Annotated in this window: 20 protein-coding genes; 11 read left to right on the top strand and 9 right to left on the bottom strand. The window is 39.2% G+C overall.

Going from position 1 to position 17,754, the window contains the following annotated elements; genetic code table 11:
* Positions 1-62: 62 nt before the first annotated feature.
* Positions 63-545 carry a peptide-methionine (S)-S-oxide reductase MsrA gene (gene msrA, locus SGI74_04465; protein MDZ4676744.1) on the bottom strand — a complete coding sequence of 161 codons (483 nt, stop codon included), beginning with the start codon at positions 543-545 and terminating at the stop codon, positions 63-65.
* A gap of 99 nt (positions 546-644) precedes the next feature.
* Here msrA and SGI74_04460 point away from each other — a divergent pair, with 99 nt between their 5' ends.
* Positions 645-998, top strand: a complete 354-nt coding sequence (locus SGI74_04460; protein ID MDZ4676743.1) for a diacylglycerol kinase — start codon at positions 645-647, stop codon at positions 996-998.
* A gap of 6 nt (positions 999-1,004) precedes the next feature.
* Here SGI74_04460 and SGI74_04455 read toward each other — a convergent pair whose 3' ends face one another.
* From SGI74_04455 to SGI74_04445, 3 genes are read right to left on the bottom strand one after another with little or no spacing between them, the layout of a single operon-like run.
* Entirely contained in the window at positions 1,005-1,685 is a 681-nt protein-coding gene (locus SGI74_04455) for a class I SAM-dependent methyltransferase (GenBank protein MDZ4676742.1), read from the bottom strand.
* Positions 1,682-3,535: an ABC-F family ATP-binding cassette domain-containing protein gene (locus SGI74_04450; protein ID MDZ4676741.1), complete on the bottom strand. Its 1,854-nt coding sequence runs from the start codon at positions 3,533-3,535 to the stop codon at positions 1,682-1,684. Before SGI74_04450 ends, SGI74_04455 begins: the two co-directional genes overlap by 4 nt.
* A gap of 8 nt (positions 3,536-3,543) precedes the next feature.
* Entirely contained in the window at positions 3,544-3,831 is a 288-nt protein-coding gene (locus SGI74_04445) for an HNH endonuclease (protein ID MDZ4676740.1), read from the bottom strand.
* A gap of 117 nt (positions 3,832-3,948) precedes the next feature.
* On the opposite strand from SGI74_04445, the gene SGI74_04440 reads away from it, so the two are divergent.
* The gene (locus tag SGI74_04440) at positions 3,949-4,464 is read left to right on the top strand and encodes a peroxiredoxin (GenBank protein MDZ4676739.1); all 516 of its coding nucleotides are present in this window, start codon (positions 3,949-3,951) and stop codon (positions 4,462-4,464) included.
* Positions 4,465-4,496: 32 nt separating this feature from the next.
* Positions 4,497-5,099 (top strand): glutathione transferase GstA, encoded by a 603-nt coding sequence (gene gstA / locus SGI74_04435; protein MDZ4676738.1) that lies wholly within the window; start codon positions 4,497-4,499, stop codon positions 5,097-5,099.
* A 2-nt stretch (positions 5,100-5,101) separates the two neighbouring features.
* Here the strand turns inward: gstA and SGI74_04430 are convergent, their stop codons facing one another.
* Complete coding sequence (locus SGI74_04430) at positions 5,102-5,557, bottom strand: GNAT family N-acetyltransferase (GenBank protein ID MDZ4676737.1); 456 nt, start codon at positions 5,555-5,557, stop codon at positions 5,102-5,104.
* Positions 5,558-5,637: 80 nt separating this feature from the next.
* Here SGI74_04430 and SGI74_04425 point away from each other — a divergent pair, with 80 nt between their 5' ends.
* On the top strand, positions 5,638-6,372 hold the full coding sequence (locus tag SGI74_04425) for a pseudouridine synthase (protein MDZ4676736.1): 735 nt from the start codon (positions 5,638-5,640) through the stop codon (positions 6,370-6,372).
* Between the two features lie 2 nt (positions 6,373-6,374).
* Here SGI74_04425 and SGI74_04420 read toward each other — a convergent pair whose 3' ends face one another.
* A complete protein-coding gene (locus SGI74_04420; GenBank protein MDZ4676735.1) occupies positions 6,375-6,734 on the bottom strand; it encodes a hypothetical protein in 360 nt (119 codons plus the stop codon).
* A 288-nt stretch (positions 6,735-7,022) separates the two neighbouring features.
* Between SGI74_04420 and SGI74_04415 the strand changes: the two genes are divergently transcribed.
* The 7 genes from SGI74_04415 (at position 7,023) to SGI74_04385 (ending at position 15,200) form a co-directional block, all read left to right on the top strand.
* Positions 7,023-7,907, top strand: a complete 885-nt coding sequence (locus tag SGI74_04415; protein MDZ4676734.1) for a PAS domain-containing protein — start codon at positions 7,023-7,025, stop codon at positions 7,905-7,907.
* Positions 7,907-9,139 carry an ATP-binding protein gene (locus SGI74_04410; protein MDZ4676733.1) on the top strand — a complete coding sequence of 411 codons (1,233 nt, stop codon included), beginning with the start codon at positions 7,907-7,909 and terminating at the stop codon, positions 9,137-9,139. Before SGI74_04415 ends, SGI74_04410 begins: the two co-directional genes overlap by 1 nt.
* A gap of 143 nt (positions 9,140-9,282) precedes the next feature.
* Positions 9,283-10,413: a DEAD/DEAH box helicase gene (locus SGI74_04405; GenBank protein MDZ4676732.1), complete on the top strand. Its 1,131-nt coding sequence runs from the start codon at positions 9,283-9,285 to the stop codon at positions 10,411-10,413.
* Between the two features lie 2 nt (positions 10,414-10,415).
* The gene (locus SGI74_04400) at positions 10,416-11,327 is read left to right on the top strand and encodes a hypothetical protein (GenBank protein ID MDZ4676731.1); all 912 of its coding nucleotides are present in this window, start codon (positions 10,416-10,418) and stop codon (positions 11,325-11,327) included.
* A 16-nt stretch (positions 11,328-11,343) separates the two neighbouring features.
* The gene (locus SGI74_04395; protein ID MDZ4676730.1) at positions 11,344-13,179 is read left to right on the top strand and encodes an ABC-F family ATP-binding cassette domain-containing protein; all 1,836 of its coding nucleotides are present in this window, start codon (positions 11,344-11,346) and stop codon (positions 13,177-13,179) included.
* Between the two features lie 138 nt (positions 13,180-13,317).
* Positions 13,318-14,730 (top strand): DEAD/DEAH box helicase, encoded by a 1,413-nt coding sequence (locus SGI74_04390; GenBank protein MDZ4676729.1) that lies wholly within the window; start codon positions 13,318-13,320, stop codon positions 14,728-14,730.
* Positions 14,731-14,747: 17 nt separating this feature from the next.
* Complete coding sequence (locus SGI74_04385) at positions 14,748-15,200, top strand: YaiI/YqxD family protein (protein ID MDZ4676728.1); 453 nt, start codon at positions 14,748-14,750, stop codon at positions 15,198-15,200.
* Positions 15,201-15,211: 11 nt separating this feature from the next.
* Here the strand turns inward: SGI74_04385 and SGI74_04380 are convergent, their stop codons facing one another.
* From SGI74_04380 to SGI74_04370, 3 genes are all read right to left on the bottom strand, one after another.
* Entirely contained in the window at positions 15,212-15,682 is a 471-nt protein-coding gene (locus tag SGI74_04380) for a Dps family protein (GenBank protein ID MDZ4676727.1), read from the bottom strand.
* 64 nt (positions 15,683-15,746) lie between these two features.
* On the bottom strand, positions 15,747-16,820 hold the full coding sequence (rsmH, locus tag SGI74_04375) for a 16S rRNA (cytosine(1402)-N(4))-methyltransferase RsmH (protein MDZ4676726.1): 1,074 nt from the start codon (positions 16,818-16,820) through the stop codon (positions 15,747-15,749).
* A 158-nt stretch (positions 16,821-16,978) separates the two neighbouring features.
* On the bottom strand, positions 16,979-17,650 hold the full coding sequence (locus SGI74_04370; GenBank protein MDZ4676725.1) for a hypothetical protein: 672 nt from the start codon (positions 17,648-17,650) through the stop codon (positions 16,979-16,981).
* Positions 17,651-17,754: the final 104 nt, after the last annotated feature.

The raw sequence follows: 17,754 nt of genomic DNA, 5'->3' as shown, positions 1-17,754 counted from the left end.
CTCAATAAAACCAATGCATAGCTGCATAGAATTTCGACGCTTTTTCTATGATTCGTAATTATTTAATCGCGCATGAAGTGACAAGTATATCCACCTGGGTTTTTCACCAAGTATTTTTGATGATAATCTTCGGCGGAATAAAATTTTTGAACGGGTAATATTTCTGTTACAATTTTTTTACCCCACTTACCTGACTTATCAATCTCCTCTTTTATATTTTCAGCTGACTTTTTTTGCTCATCACTGTGATAAAAAATAGATGAACGATACTGGCTTCCGATGTCATTACCTTGTTTGTTTAAAGTTGTAGGGTCATGCATTTTAAAAAAATATCTTAAAATAATATCAAACGATGTTTTTGTTGGATCAAAAACAATTTCAATAGCTTCGGCATGACCAGTTGCACCTGTTTTGACTTGTTCGTAAATCGGGTTTTCTATTTTGCCACCGGTGTATCCAACTGTAGTTTTAAGCACACCAGGAATTTGACGAATGATTTCTTCCATTCCCCAAAAACAACCTCCAGCAAGTGTGGCGATCTCCATTTGATACTTCCCTTCGTTAAACCATGACTTAACTTGTCACAACTAATCAATATAGCACTGGCAATTCTAAAAAATTTAATGGGAAAATGAAATCTAAATATGAAAAACAGACCGTTTCACCAAAGATTACAATTTGCACTTTCAGGAATTAAAAACACCCTGAAATCAGAAGCCAGTTTTCGCACCCAAGTAACACTCAGCTGTGGTGCGATCTCAATTTTACTAATAATTCAACCCAGCGCTATTTGGTGTGCGATTTTTTTCTTGGCCATAGGTTGTGTATTGAGTGCTGAGCTTATTAATACAGCACTTGAAAACATGATGGATCGCCTACACCCAGAAGTTCACCCCGTCATCGCAAAAGCCAAAGATTGCGCAGCAGGTGCAGTGTTGATCTTAAGTTTAATGTCGGTGTGTATTTTGCTATTTTTGCTTTACGATAAATATTTTTAAGCATTTTTAAGTGCGATATATCGAAATATGCCCACAATGCTCAGGTGTTTTCATACGCGAAAGCCAGGGATGCCGACGCTCAATAAGCTCACGTGACAATCTTCCTCTTCCGATAACAGTAATTTCCCGAGTTTGAGCAATGCGCCTTAAATCATGAAGTGTTTTCTCAACTGCTTTTTCATTTCCGTAGTCATAAATAAAATAATAATCAGCATTAAGTGGCGTGAAATCTGGAGAGCTTAAATCGGCATGTTCTAATTTCACCAAATTATACTTAAAAGCCTCTAAACACCGGCGCCCTTCTTTTACTCTCTCGCCCACAAATTCATAACCCACAAAATTAACGTCCGGGTAATGCCTTCCAATAACAAACCCCATTCTTCCATACGCCGCACCTAAATCAACCACCACACTTCCAGCTTGTGGGTTTAATTTCTCAAGCATGCTTCGAATTTCTGTATAGGGAGTTAATAAACTTTTAACAGCTAATCCAATCCAAAGTTCTTGACGCTCTTTAGAATGCCCGGCTTTTAACGCACACCCATTTTCAGAAAGATTTTTTTCAATTTTCTCAGATTGTAGACCCAACCATTCATCAACATGATGGGAATGCTGTTGCGCTTGTGCATATGAATGAGATTCTGATGGTAGAAGTGGATAAGGATCACTGTTTAAAAAAGAAATCACGACTTACTCTGTGAATTAGAAAGATCATTTAATGATTTTAAGGTCTCCTCTTTTTTCTCACTATTTGATAGCCATTGTGATTCAAGCTCATCAATTTGTTTTTGAATTTCTACAAGGTCCTTTGTCATTTGCGAAAGATTATCGCCAGAGCCAGCTGCAATTCTATCGTTTAAGACAGCAAGTTTGAGATTGAGATTTGCAAGTTGAGAATCAATTTCAATAACTGATTTTTCACATTGTTTGAGTTGGCGATCGAGATTTTTTTTGGTTTCTTTATAATTAAAACCCGCGGGCCGTTCCCATTTAGGTTCTTCAACAACCACTTCAGCAGTTTGAAAGCTCTCTTTAGATGCAGCTCTCTTTGAGAGCTCTCCTTTTTGAAGACTCCAAACATATTCATCATAAGTGCCTGGATAAACATTTACCTCACCATGATTGATCTCTAAAATTTTAGTACCCACACGGCGAATAAAACTTCTATCATGGCTTACAACCACGAGTGTTCCTTCATATTTCATCAACGCTTGGGTAAGCGCTTCAACAGTTTGAAAATCAAGATGGTTGGTAGGTTCGTCAAGAACAAGGCATGGTGCTTTTTGAAGTAGAATCTGGCCGAGTGCTACACGAGATTTTTCACCACCAGAAAGTACTGAAATCTTTTTTTGAATTGCATCGCCTGAAAAAAGCAGAGACCCAGCCATATTAAGACCTTCTTGTCGTGTAACCTCAGGAAGTGCTTTTGCCATCATCGCTTCGATAACGGTACTTTTCGAATTAAGATTCTCAGCAACGTGTTGAGCATAATAGCCAACTGAAACTTGATATCCCGTTTCTACTTTTCCAGATAACGGGCTCATTACTTGAGCCAATACTTTTAAGAATGTCGATTTGCCCGCACCATTAAGACCGACTACAGCAAGATGATCACCATTTTGTAGTTTGTAATTCACATTTTTTAAAACAACATGATCTCCATAACCAAGATTTGCATTATCAATGGTCATGATAAGCTTGCCGGTTCTTATGGGTGGCGGAAGTTTAATCGCCGCCGTAACTGGAAGCGCTTTCAATTCAATGGTTTCCATTTTATTTAAAGACTTTAATCTTGATTGTGCTTGTTTTGCCTTACTTGCCTTGGCACCAAAGCGCGCAACAAACTGCAAAACTTCATCACGTTTTTCTTTTAACGAAAGTGCACGCGCCTCAAGTTGTGAACGTAACATTTCTTTTTGCTCAAAATAATCATCAAGATTGCCATTAAATTTTGTAATATCGCCAGTCTCTATTTCGAGCACATGATCTGTTGTTCTTCGTAAAAACTCACGGTCATGGGAAATAAGTAAGAAAGCTCCTTTGTAACCTTGCAAAAATTTTTCTAACACCAAAGTAGTTTCAAGATCTAAATAATTTGTCGGTTCATCAAGAAGCATGAGACTGGGCTCTTGACCTATTAAATACAAAAGCTTGCAGCGCATACGATATCCGCCGCTCAGAGAAGTGATTGGTTTTGCGAAAAGCTCTTCAGTGAGGCCAAGGTCGTTACCCAACGCTTTTAGCTCCCAAAGAGGCGACACACAGTCTTTACTTAAATACTCTTCAACGGTTTCATTTGCGCCCCATTGATCATGTTGAGCTAAATAACCGATGCGCAAAGATTTTGATTTAACGATATTTCCTGAATCAAGAGTTTCTTGGTTTGTTAAAATTTTAAATAGAGTTGTTTTTCCAGCCCCATTTGGACCAATGACTCCAACATGTTCTTCTTCATTGATGGCAAAATAAGTGTCGTTAAAAAGCACTCTGGGGCCATATGATTTTGTACCTGCTTGAACTTGAAGTAGATTACTCATGTGTGTTCTTAGCTCAATGTTTCAAGAAAAATTTCAACGGGAAGTTTGTGAGCTTTTTTTGTATTACATTCTTTGCAACAAACAACAATGTTACCTTTTGTAGAAAATCCGCCGCGGCCAATTGGCAAAACGTGATCCATTGTAAGTTCAACTTTCGTGAATTTCTGCTCACAGTAATTACAAATCCCTTGGGCTAGCTTTTGCTTCCACCACTGCGTCTCGCGCAATTCACGAGCTTTTGCTTTTTCTTTTTTAATGTGGATAGGATCCACAGGAGCATAAAACAACTGATTCATGGCTGTATACTTAGCATAAACTTCTGCATTTTTGGGAATTTACTAGGCTTTTTCTATTGTGCGACTATGCTGAGAACGAATTAATTATTACGCATGTAGCAGTTCAAGGAGAAACTAATGGCAAAACAACTAATTATAGCTCTATTTTTATCCACTTTAAGCGTCAATTGCTTAGCAATAGAACTTAAAACAGATGATCTTGCCCCCCTGTTTAAGACAAAAACCCATGAAGGAAATAACTTTGACCTCGCATCACGTAAAGGTAAATGGACTGTCCTTTATTTTTACCCTAAAGCAGAAACACCCGGCTGCACAAAACAAGCCTGTGCTTTTCGTGATGCAATCAAATCAATTCGCGCATTGGATGCAGATGTATTTGGTATAAGTGCTGATGAAGTAAGTGAGCTGAGTAAGTTTCATAAAAAGCACAATCTCAACTTTACTTTACTTGCTGATCCAAAAGTGGAAATCATTAATGCCTACGGCGCAAAAATGCCTGTGATTGACATGTCAAAACGTTGGACCTTCATCATTGATCCAAGCCTAAAGATTCGCACGATCAATAATAAAGTAGACCCCATTAAAGATGCAGACGAAGTAGCAAAAAAAATCAAAACCCTCAAAGGCGCATGATATTCACAAGTTAATTTTAGAAGGAGACTAATATGAAACTTTATTTTAGCCCAGGTGCTTGCTCTCAAGCCCCACACTATGTACTCAACGAAAGTGGACTTACCTTTACTGTCGAGCCTGTTAATCTTGTAACTGGCCATTACAAAAAAGGTGACTTCACTCAAGTGAATCCAAAAGGTTATGTACCAGTACTTGAATTGGACAATGGCGAAATTCTAACTGAAGCTGCAGTAATTATGCAGTACATCGCTGACCAAGCTCCTGATAAAAAATTAATCCCCAAAGCTGGAACCCTTGAGCGTTATCGTTGTCAAGAATGGCTCAATTACATTTCTTCAGAAATCCATAAAGGTTTTGGCGTGCTTTGGGTTGGTAGTTATCCAGAAGAGATTGTTAAAACTACTCGGGCCACACTTGAAGAAAAGTTTGCTTATGTAGCAAAGCAATTAGGCACAAAATCTTTTTTGATGGGTGATTACACAATCGCTGACGCCTATTTATTTACGATGCTCAACTGGGCTCGATACCACAAACTTGAACTCACAAAAACTCCCGAGCTCTTAGGATTTATGGAAAAAATGAAAACCCGCCCAGCTACTGTGGCGACATTAAAAACCGAAGGTTTTATTAAATAATTTTAGGCTATGGGAAGCAGATGCCATTCCCAAACATCACCATCAGTTGGATGTTTAACCATTCCAATATGGGTGAAGTTAAGTTTTGTGAGAACTTTTGTTGAGGCATTTTCTTTCGGAAGAGTCTGGGCATAAACAATAATCCCAGGCTTTTTCTTTTGTGCAATTTCAATAAGTTTAGTGACCATTAGTGTTGCAACGCCTTGGCCCACATTTTTACCGAAAGTGTAATAGGCGATTTCAACTTTGTTATCGCGCGGTGGAGTCTTAAAGGCGCATGTTCCTAAGACTGTTGATTCTTCAACCGCCAAATACCAGATCCAGGGTGGAAAATAATCCATCCGATCATAGTACGAAGGCAGTTGTGAGCAAATAGCTTTTGCCTCATCAGGCAATTCTAAATTCGCTCTTTCAGGATGACCACTTAACGCTATAGGCACTAATTGAATATTCTTCATCTACCTATAATCTCACAGTTCCACGAGGATGCAACCATTACACTTCCCTAGAAGAATATTTTCCGCTATTTGTGCTTCCTATGCGTATTAATAAATTTTTTACAGATCAGGGTTACTGCTCACGCCGTCAGGCCGATAAACTCATTGAGGAAAAGCGCGTCAAAATCAATGGCCGTATAGCGGTTTTGGGTGATCAAGTTAGCGAAACCGACCAAATTACCCTTGATGGTAAAACCATCGCCTTTTCTCCCCCAAAAACCTACATTATGTACAATAAGCCCCGCGGCATAACGAGCACAACGGATCAAAGAATAGACAAAAACATCATTGATGCGGTTAAGCATTCACTCAGGGTGTTTCCGATAGGGCGTCTGGATAAAGACTCTACGGGCCTGATTTTTCTGACCAACGATGGTGATATAGTAAATAAAATTCTACGTGCTCAATTTGGTCATGAAAAAGAATATGTTGTTGAGATCAATCGCCCTGTAGACGATGCCTTTATTAGCAAAATGTCAAAAGGCGTAGATATTGGCGATTATGTGACCCTTCCTTGCAAAACTCAAAAAATCAAAGGAAATACATTTTCAATTATTCTAACTGAAGGAAAAAACCGCCAGATCAGACGCATGTGTGAAGCCTTAGATGCTGTGGTTAAAAATCTACAAAGAATTAGAATTATGAATATTAAACTGGGCGATCTAAAATTTGGCGAATGGCGAGATATTCCTAAAGACCAACTAGAAACTCTTAAAAATTCTTTAGTCGATACAAAAGCAGTTACGACACCTGACACTTTAGAACTTGAAGAATAATTTCAGCCCTTAACTTTAATACCTTTTTTCTCAAGCACAAACCTTACTTGTTCTCGTTTATCACCTTGGATTTCAATAACACCTTCTTTGCCATCCATAAGATACGTCCCACCCGACCCACACTTCTTTTTTAGTTCTGTTGTGAGTTCACGTAAGAATATTTCTTGCTTTGGCAATTGATCAATTACCGTGACAGTTTTGCCTTTGCGTCCTGATTTTTCCATGCGCATCACAGCAATAAATTTATAATTCTTTACATCTGGCTCTGAAACACAAATGCATTCTGGCACAAGCTCTTTACACTTGGGACATTTCTGATTAAGTAATGGATCTGTAGAATAAACAAGTCGTGTATTTTTCATAATTAATGCTAAACCTATATCTTTATACTGGAGAAATACTCAAATGATTTTATCAACTGGATACGCCGCATAAAACGTGACTGTATGCCCCGTAAATTGTATGGTGACAACCTTATTTTCGTCTGATTTCTTAAAATAAGTCTTTAACTAAAATCAAGTATGCTCATACACTTTAATCTATCTAAACAATTTTAATGTACTGGAAATATTTGAACAAGCTTCATGAATTACGCGCGAAACTCAAAACAGTTGAAGATCCTCTGACATTTTTAGAGGGGTGTTTTGCCTTTGCACCCGTGGTGCCTTCAAGTTTTTTCACCTGATGGTAAAAGTCTTTTAGTTAATCAAACGTATATTAATCTCTTTGGCCACGAACCAATCCACAATTATAATATTCTCAAAGATGAACATGGCCTCCTCATCAGTCATAAAGAAAAAATCACAGATGCATTTAAGGGTCATTCAATTAAATTACCAATAACGTGGGTTGATTCAGAGACTAAAAAATTAGCAATAGAGACATCTATTTTCCCGATTTTTGATACCGCTGATATAGTACGTTTTATAATTTTTGTTTTTCGTGATGCCACCAAAGAACTTGAGCATCAAGAGCAACTCACTGAATATCAGTTCTTCCTCGAAGAAGCACAAAAAGCAGGCCAAATCGGAAGTTGGGTATCAGGGCCAAATAATTCCGATTCATTAAAGTGGTCAAAACAGATCTATAGTATGTTTGGTGTAGATGAGAAGAAACCTTTACGTGTTTCTGATTTTTTTTCGTATGTTCACCCCGAAGATCGAGAAAAAGTTCATAGAGCGAGCCAAGAAGCAATACAAAATAATAAACCCTTTATTGCTGATCACAGAATTATTCAACCTTCTGGGGATGTAAAATGGCTGAGATTACGCGCTGAGGTTATCAAAGATCAATCAAGTAAGCCTTTGCGAATGATCGGGATCACCCAAGACGTAACAGAGTTAAAACTTAATGAACAAACACTTCGTCGGATTGAAGAAAGATTTCTCAAACTTTTTAATTCTCTGGCCATGTCTATTAGCATAGCAAATGTAGAAGGCAAAATTCTTGAAGCCAACGATACATTTCTTAAACCGGCAGCTTTCCCCCCTACGAAAAAGAATACATCTGCAAAGACGGTAGTCGAGTACCAGTAATGACAACGGGAGTTTTGGTACACTCTGAAGGCACTGAAATAATTATCTTTGCGTTAGATCTCTCTGAAATGAAAAAACTTGAAATGCAATTCAGGCAATCCCAAAAAATGGAAGCCATGGGTCGATTTGCTGGTGGTATTGCCCACGACTTTAATAACATGCTTGGAGTCATACTTCTTCATGCCGAACAAGCCCTAGTGAGCACTAAAGACAAATCACTTATTAACAAACTTCAATCTATCAAAGAAACGTCACACAGAGCAGCTCGCCTTACACGACAAATATTAGCTTTCAGTCGTAAACAAGCTTTTGAAATTAATGATATTGATTTCAATATTATTGCACACGACATGCAAAAAATGCTCATGCGTGTTGTGAGCGAAGATATCAAACTCACCACCCAACTCTGCACTACCCCTGCAATTATTCGAGCTGATCAAAGTCAAATTGAACAAACCATTTTAAATCTCATCGTTAATGCTCGCGATGCCATTTTTCATGGAGGAAAAATCAATCTGCAGGTTTCAAATACAGACCTCACTGATGCACAAATTAGCGAGCGCGCATTACAATTAAAGCCCGGCAACTTCTTTACACTTACAGTGACAGATGATGGCTGCGGAATACCGAAAGAAATTCTAAGTCATGTTTTTGAACCCTTTTTCACTACAAAAAACAAAGGTTCAGGAACAGGGCTTGGGCTCTCCACTGTTTTTGGTATTGTGAGACAAACAGGCGGAGACATTTCCGTTGAAAGCTCAGTCAATAATGGAACAAGTTTTAATATTTATTTTCCAGCTTCTCAAACACGAGATTTTAAAACACATGAATCCAAAGGATCTTCATTACCGTACTTAATAAATAATCAAAACATTTTACTCGTTGAAGACGAAGAACAATTAAGAATTGTTACTGCAGAACTTTTGCACATGAAAGGCTATAATGTTATTGAAGCCAAAAATGGAAAAGAAGCTTTTGAATTATTAAAAAGCACCAATTTAGAAATTGCGTTAATTATTACCGACGTCATCATGCCTGAAATGACAGGCCCCGCATTAATTCAGTACATCAATAAGCATTATCCAAATACAAAAATTAAAGTTTTATATCTTTCAGGATACCCAGAGGGTGAACTCGAACGTTATGGAGTAAAACAAGACAGTTCATATTTTTTGGAAAAACCTTATACCACCGCAGGATTATTAGACAAAGTTGGCGAGATCCTCTTGTAATCTCTGCGTGCCCAATTATCACCTATCTAATTAATCATGCGCATGGTACTAATTGGCCTTATTTTGAATGTCTACTCTTCGAGTTTTTAGCCTTTGTGCTTATTTCCTCTTTGAGCTGACCATAGCTAAAAGAGGTAATACAAATGTCTGATATTATTCAGTCTTTTAAAGATTTCGCTTTATCACCAGGTCTTCACCAAGCATTAGAACAAATGGGTTATAAACATCCCACACCAATTCAAGCGCAAGCTATTCCCGCAGCACTTTCTAATCGTGATGTGATTGGTTCTGCACAAACAGGAACTGGTAAAACCGCAGCGTTTTGTATTCCGATTATTGCTAAGCTTGAAAAAAATAACAAAAAAAATGCATTGATTTTAGTACCTACCCGCGAAATCGCTGCGCAAATCACTGAGGTCGTTGGTCAACTTACAAAAAAACTTCCTGAAATTAAACTCGCACTTTTAATGGGTGGTGCACCCATGCCAAAACAAATTCGCATGATTCAAAATAAACCAAGAATAATCGTAGCCACCCCAGGCAGACTTGTTGATCACTTGAAACGTGGAACCGTTTCACTTTTCGGAACTGATATTTTAGTTCTCGATGAAGCTGATCGCATGCTCGATATGGGTTTTGCTGAACAACTCGCACAGATCTTAAGATTTTTACCGAGCCAAAGACAGACTTTGTTTTTCTCAGCAACTCTTCCACCTGACATTCAAAAATTAGCATCAAAATATTTAAAAGACCCTGTTCGCGTAAGTGTTGGCCCTGTTTCTCAACCAGTTAAGAAAATTCAACAGGCCATGATTCAAACTACTAACGTTAAAAAGAATGAAGTTCTAAACAATGAGCTTAACGCTCGAGCTGGTTCAATTCTTATTTTCGCAAGAACCAAACACCGCACAGATCGTTTGGCTCGACAACTTACAGAAGATGGCCATCAAGTGAATCGCATTCATGGCGGCAGAACTCAAAATCAAAGAGACAGTGCGATCAGCGGTTTTCGTGGTGGAAAATTTAGAATTCTTGTCGCCACAGATCTCGCAGCTCGCGGCATTGATATTCCACAAATTGCTCACGTCATTAACTACGACCTTCCACAATGTGCAGAAGACTATGTTCATCGCATTGGGCGCACAGCACGTGCTGGAGCCGAAGGTGAAGCTCTCAGTCTAGTAACCCCTGAAGAGCGTGGTCGCTGGAAAGAAATTGCTCACATGCTTGCAAAAGCTGGAGCTCAAGGGCACACCCAAACTGCAAAACGATAATCATGAGAGTTGAAAGCTTACGTGATTTGCTAAGCCAATTTCCTGACGTTGACGGACTTTGGGATTTTGGTGATATCTTAACAACTGAATTTAAAATCAGAGAAGTTTTACCTCCTACTGAGCAAGAGGTTTGGGATCTTCGTTCGTTAGAACTTCTCATTCAACTCGCACGGGTTCAAGGTCTTCAGGGGAAACTCTCAGAAGTAGGCGCAACCCTCTTACAAGCACGGGATCTTATTTCTAAGTCTGACACCAAAACAACTAAACGAGCTGAAGTAAGATTTTTGATAGAACAAGGTAGGTTTTTTGCGCTATCGATGAATCCCTCTCAAGCACTGACACATTTTACCAAAGCACTCAATTTAGCTGCTGAACAAAATGAGATTTTCTTTTTTATTGAATCAGCCGTAATGCTTTCAATCAGCCAACCACCTAAATATCAAAATGAATGGCTTAAAAAAGCACTTGAAATTGCTGAAACCACAGATGATCAATCGAGCAAACTTTGGCTTTCACAATTATATGTCATGAACGGGTGGCATGCATTTGACTTTCGAAAGTATGAAGAAGCCCTTGAGAGTTTCAATAAAGCTTTGGAAAGGCCTGAATCAACAAAACAAGCCACCACTGGATTAGCCATTAAATGGAGCATTGCGCGTACATTGCGCGCACTCAATAGGCTTGATGAATCATTAAAATTTCAAAATGAATTACTCAATGAAGTAGCTGCTACCGGTAAAACAAACGGGCATGTATTTTTAGAAATTGCAGAATGCCTGCAACTTTTAAAAAGATATGACGAAGCTAAACCAAATTTTGAACAAGCTTATAAAGAACTCTCACTCAATGGTTGGTACACCGACAATAAAGCTGCCGAACTAAGTCGCATGCAGCACATCTCAAAGAAAAGATAGGCCGGATTAAACTGATATGTCTATCTTGATCAATGCACACCAACTCACAAAGTCATTCACAGCTCGCCCTCTGTTTAGTGGAATTACTTTCTCTATTGAAAGTGGAGAAAGAATCGGACTCATTGGCCCCAATGGGGCAGGCAAATCAACACTCCTCAAAATACTTGCAGGTAACGTAACCCCTGATGAGGGAACACTTTCTGTTCAACGGGGTCTTCGCGTTGGTTATCTTGAGCAAGTACCAAAATTTTCAGAAAATGCTACTGTTGAATCAGCTGTGATGGAAGGTGCCGTTGACCCCTATGACTGGGAAGAAATTTCTAGAGCACAAAAGATCATGTCAAAACTAGCACTTTCAGGTGGCTCAGAAGCAGAACCAGAAACACTGGTAGAAAAGTTATCTGGTGGATGGAAAAAACGCGTAGCCCTTGCTCGCGAACTACTTAAACAGCCCGACTTGTTGTTGCTAGATGAACCTACAAATCATTTGGATGTCGAAAGTATTCTTTGGCTAGAGAATTTACTGGCGCAATCACAATTTGCAACTTTAACAATCACACATGATCGTCTTTTTTTACAGCGCATTTCAAATCGTATACTTGAACTCGATAGACGTAATGCTGGTGGCTTATTAAGTATTAAAGGTGATTACGCCACTTACCTAGATGCCAAACAAGATTTAATGTCAGCTCAAGAACTTCACGAAACAAAACTTAAAAATACATTAAGGCGTGAAACCGAATGGTTAAGGCGAGGCGCTAAGGCTAGACAAACAAAACAACAAGCACGCATACAACAAGCTGGCGATTTAAAAAATCAAGTTGAAGAACTAACTGAAAGAAATAAAAACGCAACTGTCCGTATTGATTTTCAAAATCTTGAAAAAAATCCGAAAAAACTTATCGAAGCTACTGGCATATTAAAATCATATGGCGATAAGTTGGTGGTCCCAAAATTAGATTTACTATTAACACCAAAAAGCCGCATTGGCCTTATCGGTGCCAACGGTTGTGGCAAATCAACATTGATTCGAATTTTAATGGGTCAAGAAAAGCCAGACACTGGAATAGTTTTTCACGCTGAACGCCTTGAGGTCGCCTACTTTGAGCAAAACAGAGAAACACTCGATTTAAATATAAGTGTACAAAACACTATTTTACCAAAAGGTGATTTCGTTGAGTACGCGGGCGGAAAAGTTCATATTAAAAGTTATCTCAGTCGTTTTCTTTTTAGCTATGAACAAATGGGTCTTGCCGTGGGGAAACTCTCCGGTGGTGAGCAAAGTAGACTTCTCATTGCTAAACTGATGCTTAAAAAAGCAAATGTCTTGGTACTTGATGAACCAACAAACGATCTTGATATGGCCACCCTTGATGTTCTTGAAGAAGTACTTCAAGAATTTAATGGTGCAGTCATACTTGTAACTCATGATCGCTACTTTCTAGATCAGGTGGCAAATAAATTATTAGCCTTTGGAGTTGATGAAAATGGTGTGAAAATGATCATGCCACTTATTGGTTTAGAGCAATGGGAAATTTGGCATGGCGAACAAGAAAAACTATTAAAAGATTTACTCAAAAATGGGGTGTCAAAAAATAGTCAATCAGATCAAAATTACACGGCCTCACAACCAAAGAAAAAACGCAAACTCGGTTTTAATGAACAGCGCGAATATGATTCAATGGAAGCAAATATTAAAAAGACTGAGAGCCGCTTAGCTGAACTTACTGCCGAAAGTATCAAACCAGAACTGGCATCTAACGCTTCTCGTTTGCAAGAACTGTCTAAAGAAATGTCAGTCGTGCAAAAAGAAATTGATCGACTTTATGCACGATGGGCAGAGCTTGAATAATTTCCCATTCATAAAAAAATATGATACAAGTATTTTTAAATCGCGCGTGTAGAGATCAGCTTTACACGCACCAAATTTCTCAAAGAAAAGAGATTGTTTTTGAAATCATTTAATGAATTAGTCCTAAGCCCTCCCATTATGCGTGCAATCACCGAAATGGGTTACGAAACACCAAGTCCTATTCAAGCGCAGGCATTACCGATTTTATTAGGCGACGCAACTGACTTCATTGGACTTGCAGCAACAGGCACAGGAAAAACCGCCGCATTTGGAATTCCACTTTTAGAAAAAACTGATCCAGCAATTCGCAAGTTACAGGGGCTCATACTTTGCCCAACACGTGAACTTGCACTCCAAGTCACCGGACAAATAAATTTACTTGGTAAATTTAAAGGCGTTCGTGCCGTAGCCATTTATGGTGGCGCTAGTTACGGCGAACAACTTCGCGGTCTTAAAGATGGCGCTTCAATTGTTGTAGGAACACCCGGCAGACTCATTGATCACATTTCACGTGGAACTGTAAATTTAGACAGCGTTCATACGGTGATCTTAGATGAAGCAGATGAAATGATTTCAATGGGCTTCAAAGATGATCTAGAAGCAATACTTAAAAAAACACCTCGTGCGACAAGTAATATTTGGCTTTTCTCTGCCACCATGGAACGTGACGTACGTCGCGTTGCAGATTCATATCTAAAAAAGCCACAACAAGTTCAAGTGAATCGCACCGAGATGCTTTCAAGTACGGTTGAACAAATTTATTATGTCACTCGAGATTCAAATAAACGTGAAATTTTGTGCAAAATTATTGATTTTGCGGATGCATTTTACGGCCTCGTATTTTGCCAAACAAAAATTCTTGTTACTGAATTAACTCAGTATCTAACAGAACGTGGTTACAAGGTTGATAGTCTTCATGGTGATAAAGATCAAAATGCCCGAGAGCGCACCATGCATGCATTTAGAAATCGCAAAACAAGTATTCTTATTTGTACAGACGTTGCTTCACGCGGCCTTGATGTAAAAGACATTACTCACGTTGTTAACTATTCTATACCCCGTGAACTTGATAGTTATGTTCATCGTATTGGTCGAACAGCTCGTAGTGGTAAAAAAGGTTTTGCAATGAGCCTTGTTACACCAAGCCACCGTGGTTTGATTCCACGAATTGAGCAAATGACAAAAAGTAAGATGAAAGAGGGAATACTTCCCACACGTAAAGACGTTGGTACAAAGAAAGTTACAGAAATTCTTAATCGTTTTCAAGGTCAGGCAAATTATTCTCGTGCTATTGAACTTTTAGATGACACCTGGAAAACTGCGATTACTGATTTAAGTAAAGAAGCAATCGTTGGTAAATTTCTGATGTTAACCTTCCCTGAAATATTTGAAGATCCCAAGAAATCACCAATCGAACCACCAGCACTGCGCGAGCATGCCCGTGAATTTTCACGTGGCCGAAGCGGCGGTCGAACCGAAGGTGGATGGCAAAAGAAAAGACACCGCTCAAAATGGGGTGGTAATTCAGGTGTGAGTCGTTCCAAAGATTAATTCGCCCGGAGATATACTTGCCTGACATTTACATAGATGCCGATGGTTGTGCAGTAAAAGATGAAGTTTATAAAGTAGCAGCTCGGTATAAATTCAAAGTAATCCTTGTTGCCAATAAAGCCATGAAAATTCCACTTAATCCACTTATAGAACTCATAGTGGTTTCTGGAGAATTTGACGCTGCTGATGATTGGATCGCTGAGCACATTCAAGTAAAAGATATCTGCATCACAGCGGATATTCCCCTAGCTGATCGCTGTATAAAAAAACAAGCACGTGTTGTAGGCCCAAAAGGTGTTGAATTCACACCCGATAGCATTGGTGATGCGCTCGCGACACGTGAACTCATGGCGCGATTAAGAGAAATGGGCGAAGCCAGAGGTGGCCCCGCCCCGATGGAAAAAAAAGATAAGTCACAGTTTTTATCTAAACTAGATCAAATTATTCAATCTATTTTGAACGCTCGCTAGAGCATCACAAATTATTTTTCTAAAAGACTCCTCAACATCCATGCTGTTTTTTCATGAATCTGCATACGTTGAGTTAATAAATCAGCAGTTGGTTCGTCATGACAATTATCAACTACGGGGAAAATCGTCCTTGCCGTACGCACTACAGCTTCTTGGCCTTCTACTAACGATTGAATCATCTCTTCAGCAGACGGAACACCGCGGCCTTCTTTTATAGATGAGAGTTCAATAAACTCGGAATAAGTGCCAGGTGACGGAAATCCAAGGGCCCGAATTCGTTCAGCGATTAAATCAACAGCTATTGCCAGTTCATTGTATTGTTGTTCAAACATAAGATGCAAAGTTTGAAACATCGGACCCTTAACATTCCAGTGGAAGTTATGAGTTTTAAGATACAATGTGTATGTGTCAGCTAAGAGTCTTGAAAGACCATGTACGATTTCTTTTCTATCTTTTTCTTCGATACCGATATTAATTTTCATAGATACCTCCTTAGGGTTTGGCAAAGATTACCCCCCCAATAGATTATATCTACTTAAAAAATTCTTATTTTATTGCCCAACGTAACTTTGCCGATTTTGAGCGAGGATTACTGTGTTGCTCCTCAAAACTGGGACGAATGGGGGTAGGTGCTACCTTGCTGTACACACCTAATCGTTCTCTGGCCTGGAAGGATTTTTTCACTCTACGGTCTTCTCCTGAATGAAATGACAAAATAGCAACACGCCCGCCTCTTTTGAGCATTCGAGGAATGTCATCGAGAAACTGATCAAGGGCAGAAAATTCATCGTTCACAGCTATTCTTAATGCCTGAAAGGCGCGCCTGATTGGAGCATCACCTTCTTCTTTTTGAACTCGTGGAGTAAATGTTTTAATAACCTCACGTATTGTATCAGCCATTTTAATTGTAGTTGTGGGGCGGTTTTTTAATAATGCCTTTGCAATCTGTTCAGCGTGAGGTTCATCTGCATTTTCGATTAATATTTTTATAAGATCTTTTTCTTTTAACCGTGAAAGTAAGGCCGCTGCAGGCTGCCCCTTAAGTGGATTCATGCGAAGATCAAGTGGGGCATCGATTTTAAAAGAAAAGCCCCTTGAAGGATCATCTATTTGCATTGATGAAACACCGAGATCTACCAAAATTAAATCTACTAATGGCACCCCCTTTGTTCTCAGTACACTAAAAGCATTTTCAAAATTAACACTTTCAACAATGAGTGCTGATTCAGGAATCGTTTCAGTTGTTCCTGAAATATTTTGCGCGCGTAATCTTAATTCTGTTTTTGGCAATTCGATGGGATCTTGATCAAGGCCAATAAGTCGACCACCGGGCAATATCTTTTGAAGTATCAGTGATGAATGCCCTCCGTAGCCAAGAGTAGCATCAAGTACAATATTGCCCGGCTGTGGGTTTAGAATTTCTAAAATTTCATTCACGCAAATAGGCCGATGTGTACCTGCGGGTGTGGCACCGCGTGATTTTATTTTTTCGATATCTTCAACATACTGATTTGGCGCAAGCTCTTTATATTTTTCATGAAATTTTCGCGGATGAGTTCCTTTGTAGCGTATTCTGCGTTTGGGTTTTGAATTGTCTTTGGGGTCATCAGAAGATGTCATTGATGATCCTTGGTTTTATCGTGATTATGGCTGAGCCATTTTCGAAAACTTGCAGCTGTTTTAAATAACTGTGGATTCATTGTGAAGTGAAAATAACATATTTAATAAGTACGAGTGAATTAAAAAAAGGCCGCTCCCCCTACGAAGCGGCCCAAACTTTACCTACCTCTACCGCAATTTAATGCATAATCTTCAAAACTTCGTCTTAAACGCCCCAGCGAACCATTTGAGTTATTATACCCATACCCACCGAGAATTTCTTGAAGGGTATAATCAGCTTGCGACCCCACTCTTGCTAGCTGCTCTGAGAGTTGCCTTAATTCGCGAGATTGATATGAATTGCCACCACCATTATTCCCTTGTGAATTAAGACTAGAAACTTTTGATTTCAATTGAGCTAGTGCATTTTGATTTTGCCTCAACAACTGTGTTGCTTCTTGTAATTCAGATCGTGCGGCATCAATATTACCTACATTGAGTTGTTGCATTGCTCGCGCCACTGCATTTCCAGCTTCTTGAGAGGGTGGTAAGACAGACCGATCAATTTCTTCGTTGATCTCTCGGTTGAGATCTACTCCGCCTCCATTAATACTACTTCCCCCATGCATCGAATCAGCCATCTGGCGCAGTGTTCGAGCACTTCTCTTAACTTCCTCACCTACACTACCTAATTGACGAACTGACGAGGTCACATCACCGTCAATGGTTCGCACAACAGAAATTTTTTGGTCATAGCATGTTCCATAAGAACCATGATCGCCCCGCTGAGCCATTGCATGTGATGAGCCCCCTAGAATTATTACCGCAGCCACTAAATTTTTAGAAAACATAATAGACCCCTTTGTATTTGGCCCTCCATGACCCGTGTAATAGCGCTTCATCGCAAGGTTTAGACCAACTCAAAATGTCTTAAGATCATTTATATGCGAGTTTG

Source organism: Oligoflexia bacterium (genome assembly GCA_034439615.1).
In the GTDB taxonomy this organism is placed as follows: Bacteria; Bdellovibrionota; Bdellovibrionia; order JABDDW01; family JABDDW01; genus JAWXAT01.
The sequence above is the reverse complement of the archived record's forward strand: the minus strand, read 5'-3'. Positions and strand labels throughout refer to the sequence as shown.

Excerpts from the sequence above, each read along its gene's own strand:
- SGI74_04405 (MDZ4676732.1), top strand. The coding sequence starts at position 9,283 with ATGTCTGATATTATTCAGTCTTTTAAAGATTTCGCTTTATCACCAGGT.
- SGI74_04440 (MDZ4676739.1), top strand. The coding sequence starts at position 3,949 with ATGGCAAAACAACTAATTATAGCTCTATTTTTATCCACTTTAAGCGTC.
- msrA (MDZ4676744.1), bottom strand. The coding sequence starts at position 545 with ATGGAGATCGCCACACTTGCTGGAGGTTGTTTTTGGGGAATGGAAGAA.
- SGI74_04445 (MDZ4676740.1), bottom strand. The coding sequence starts at position 3,831 with ATGAATCAGTTGTTTTATGCTCCTGTGGATCCTATCCACATTAAAAAA.
- SGI74_04390 (MDZ4676729.1), top strand. The coding sequence starts at position 13,318 with ATGCGTGCAATCACCGAAATGGGTTACGAAACACCAAGTCCTATTCAA.
- SGI74_04400 (MDZ4676731.1), top strand. The coding sequence starts at position 10,416 with ATGAGAGTTGAAAGCTTACGTGATTTGCTAAGCCAATTTCCTGACGTT.
- SGI74_04370 (MDZ4676725.1), bottom strand. The coding sequence starts at position 17,650 with ATGTTTTCTAAAAATTTAGTGGCTGCGGTAATAATTCTAGGGGGCTCA.
- SGI74_04410 (MDZ4676733.1), top strand. The coding sequence starts at position 7,907 with ATGACAACGGGAGTTTTGGTACACTCTGAAGGCACTGAAATAATTATC.
- gstA (MDZ4676738.1), top strand. The coding sequence starts at position 4,497 with ATGAAACTTTATTTTAGCCCAGGTGCTTGCTCTCAAGCCCCACACTAT.
- SGI74_04430 (MDZ4676737.1), bottom strand. The coding sequence starts at position 5,557 with ATGAAGAATATTCAATTAGTGCCTATAGCGTTAAGTGGTCATCCTGAA.
- rsmH (MDZ4676726.1), bottom strand. The coding sequence starts at position 16,820 with ATGACATCTTCTGATGACCCCAAAGACAATTCAAAACCCAAACGCAGA.
- SGI74_04380 (MDZ4676727.1), bottom strand. The coding sequence starts at position 15,682 with ATGAAAATTAATATCGGTATCGAAGAAAAAGATAGAAAAGAAATCGTA.
- SGI74_04460 (MDZ4676743.1), top strand. The coding sequence starts at position 645 with ATGAAAAACAGACCGTTTCACCAAAGATTACAATTTGCACTTTCAGGA.
- SGI74_04395 (MDZ4676730.1), top strand. The coding sequence starts at position 11,344 with ATGTCTATCTTGATCAATGCACACCAACTCACAAAGTCATTCACAGCT.
- SGI74_04450 (MDZ4676741.1), bottom strand. The coding sequence starts at position 3,535 with ATGAGTAATCTACTTCAAGTTCAAGCAGGTACAAAATCATATGGCCCC.
- SGI74_04420 (MDZ4676735.1), bottom strand. The coding sequence starts at position 6,734 with ATGAAAAATACACGACTTGTTTATTCTACAGATCCATTACTTAATCAG.
- SGI74_04425 (MDZ4676736.1), top strand. The coding sequence starts at position 5,638 with ATGCGTATTAATAAATTTTTTACAGATCAGGGTTACTGCTCACGCCGT.